Here is a 3,381-nt window from a genome sequence, read left to right on the forward strand (position 1 = left end):
GCACATCTGCTCGCACATCGACACCGTCAGCGGATTCGCATGCGGCAACGGCCGGTCGAGGAACGCACGGTCGAACGCGAGGCTGTTCGCCCGCGCCGAGAACGTCGGCTCGATGCCGGCGATGCGCGGCGCCGCGAGCGCCGGCGAACGCGCGGCCTGCAGCGTGAAGCGCGACAACGCGAAATCGCCGCTGGCGATTTCGTGCAGCAGCACGGCCGCGGCCGTCATGTCGCGCTCGACGAGGAACCGGCTCAGGTCGGCGTCGAGTTCCGGCGCGCCGAAGCTGAGCACGCCAGTGTCAGCCGCCTCGCGGTACGTGATGACGGTGTACGCATACGTGAGCGGCAAAAAACGCATCGCGAGCGCGAGCGCATCGCGCCCGGTCGCGCTCGCGATCAGCCCGTAGCCCCACACGCCGTACGCGGAGAAGTGGTAACGCCGGCCGACCTCGAACCCGAGGCCCTGTGCCCGGCCGAGCGCACGCAGCAGGTTGCCGGTCAGCCGCAGTTCCTGCGCGGCCGTCACCTCGACTTTCGGGTCGTCGAGCTGCGCGCTCGCGAGGCCCGTGCCGGCCAGCAGCGTGGCATGCGGCACACCGCGTTCGTCGCCGAAATCGACCAGCAACCGGGCGCTGGCCGGACTCCGGGTGAAATCCCAGAAGCTCATGCGGAGAAACCCTCGAAGCGCCGATTTGGCCCAAATACTAAAACAATTGTCCCCAACCAGCATTGGTGTTTTCCCATGCGGCCCGCACCATCGGCGTCATCCAGTCGTCGTCCGAACGACGCCATCACCCCAGGAGGAGACACCATGCGACCGAGTCGCCCGACCGATCCCGCCGCCCACTTCACCCACTTCGCCCGTCGGCGCGCCGCCCGCGCCCGCATGCCGACACGCGTCGCATGACCCACCGATCACCGAAGCAAGGAGACGATTCCATGAGCAAGACTTTCGACTACATCGTGGTCGGTGGCGGGTCGGGCGGTTGCGTCGTCGCGGGCCGGCTGACCGAGGACCCGGCCGTGACCGTCTGCGTGCTCGAGGCCGGCGGCCGCGGCGACAGCGCGGTCGTCAACGTGCCGACCGGCGCGGTCGCGATGATGCCGACCCGCCTGAACAACTGGGCGTTCGACACGGTGCCGCAGCCGGGGCTCGGCGGGCGCATCGGCTATCAGCCGCGCGGCAGGGCGCTTGGCGGTTCGTCGGCGATCAACGCGATGGTCTATATCCGCGGTCATCGCGTCGACTACGACGGCTGGGCCGCGCTCGGCAACGAAGGCTGGGCGTACGACGACGTGCTGCCGTACTTCCGCCTGAGCGAGCACAACGAGCGCTTCGACGATGCCTGGCACGGCCGCGACGGCCCGCTGTGGGTCAGCGACCTGCGCACCGGCAACCCGTTTCATGCGCGCTATCTGGAAGCCGCGCAACAGGCCGGCCTGCCGCTCACCGACGATTTCAACGGCGCGCAACAGGAAGGCATCGGGATCTACCAGGTCACGCAGAAGCACGGCGAACGATGGAGCGCGGCGCGCGCGTACCTGCTGCCGCACGTCGGCCGCCGCGACAACCTGACGGTCGAGACGCACGCGCAGGTGCTGCGCATCCTGTTCGACGGCACGCGCGCGACCGGCGTCGAGGTGCGGCAGCACGGTGAAATCCGCACGCTGCGCGCGCGGCGCGAAGTCGTGCTCGCGGCCGGCGCGCTGCAGACGCCGCAGTTGCTGATGCTGTCGGGCGTCGGCCCGGGCCGCGAACTCCAGCAGTTCGGCATCGCCGTACAGGCCGATCTGCCGGGCGTCGGCAGCAACCTGCAGGATCATCCGGATTTCATCTTCGGCTACCGCACGCGCAGCGTCGACACGATGGGCGTGTCCGTCCGCGGCGGGCTGCGCATGCTGCGCGAATTCGCCCGCTTTCGCCGCGAACGGCGCGGGATGCTGACGTCGAACTTCGCGGAAGGCGGCGGTTTCCTGAAAACGCGTGCCGATCTGGCGGCACCGGACATCCAGCTACATTTCGTCGTCGCGCTCGTCGACGACCATGCGCGCAAGCTGCATGCCGGTCACGGGCTGTCGTGCCACGTGTGCCTGTTGCGGCCGCGCAGCCGCGGCTCGGTCACGCTGAACGGCGCCGACCCGCTCGCGGCGCCCCGCATCGATCCCGCGTTCTTCGACGATCCGCGCGATCTCGACGACATGGTCGCGGGCTTCCGCCTCACACGTCGCCTGATGGATGCGCCGGCGCTCGCCAGCTGGACCACGCGCGACCTGTTCACCGCGAACGTGACGACCGACGACGAGATTCGCGACGTGCTGCGGCGGCGCGCCGACACCGTCTATCACCCGGTCGGCACCTGCCGGATGGGGCGCGACGCGCTCGCCGTCGTCGATCCGCAACTGCGCGTGCATGGCCTGCAAGGGCTGCGCATCGTCGATGCATCGGTGATGCCGACGCTCATCGGCGGCAACACCAACGCGCCGACGATCATGATCGCCGAGAAGGCCGTCGACCTGATGCGCGGCATATGCCGCGTGCCGGCGCAGCCGCATGCCGACGCAACCGTCAGGAGGACGACGGATCGTGACCCTACCCTTGCAACCCGCGCCGCACACGCCGGCGACCAGCCCGAGGAAACCCGCCATGCTGTCGCCTGATCCCTCCCGTTCCGCCGGCTCCACCACGCCGCTTGCGGCGATCATCATCGGCGCCGGCTTCGCCGGCATCGGCATGGCAATTGCGCTGCAACGCGCCGGCATTCGCGATTTCGTGATCGTCGAACGCTCGCACGACGTCGGCGGCGTGTGGCGCGACAACCGTTATCCGGGCGCCGCGTGCGACGTGCCTTCGCACTTGTACTCGTTCTCGTTCGAACCCAATCCCGCGTGGTCGCGCGTGTTCGCGCCGCAGCCCGAGATTCATGCGTACCTGCAACACTGCGCGCGCAAGTACGGTCTCGCCCGCCATCTGCGCTTCGGCGCCGAAGTCGAACACGCGCGCTACGACGAAGCCGATGCGCTGTGGCACGTCACGCTGCGCGACGGCACGACGCTGAGCGCCGCGCTGCTCGTCAGCGGCACCGGCCAGTTGAGCCGCCCCGCCATGCCGAACCTGCCGGGCATCGACACGTTTCGCGGCCGTGCGTTCCACTCCGCGCACTGGGATCGCGATTACGCACTCGCCGGCAAACGGGTGGCCGTGGTCGGCACCGGTGCATCGGCGATCCAGTTCGTTCCGGCGATCGCCGGCGACGTGCGGCGCCTGACCGTATTCCAGCGCTCGCCGGCCTATGTGATGCCGCGCCCCGACCGCGCGTATCGCCCGTGGGAAAAGGCGCTGTTTCGTCGGCTGCCGGCGGCGATGAAACTGCATCGCGCATCG

The 3,381-nt window shown here is 69.3% G+C and carries 3 protein-coding genes; 2 read left to right on the forward strand and 1 reads right to left on the reverse strand.

The window, feature by feature from the left end; translation table 11 throughout:
- A partial coding sequence (locus JMF90_RS29970) for an AraC family transcriptional regulator (RefSeq protein WP_201325803.1) occupies positions 1–666 on the reverse strand: 666 nt, incomplete at its 3' end.
- A gap of 272 nt (positions 667–938) precedes the next feature.
- Here JMF90_RS29970 and JMF90_RS29975 point away from each other — a divergent pair.
- Both JMF90_RS29975 and JMF90_RS29980 read left to right on the forward strand, forming a co-directional pair.
- Entirely contained in the window at positions 939–2,657 is a 1,719-nt protein-coding gene (locus JMF90_RS29975; RefSeq protein ID WP_011694636.1) for a GMC family oxidoreductase, read from the forward strand.
- Positions 2,644–3,381: NAD(P)/FAD-dependent oxidoreductase (locus tag JMF90_RS29980; RefSeq protein WP_201325804.1), on the forward strand; the 738-nt coding region annotated here is incomplete at its 3' end. The genes JMF90_RS29975 and JMF90_RS29980, both read left to right, overlap by 14 nt.

Source organism: Burkholderia sp. E168m23, from assembly GCF_016586125.1.
Classification (GTDB): domain Bacteria; phylum Pseudomonadota; class Gammaproteobacteria; order Burkholderiales; family Burkholderiaceae; genus Burkholderia; species Burkholderia orbicola.

Coding starts and splice junctions, on each gene's coding strand:
- JMF90_RS29975 (WP_011694636.1), top strand. CDS start 939: ATGAGCAAGACTTTCGACTACATCGTGGTCGGTGGCGGGTCGGGCGGT.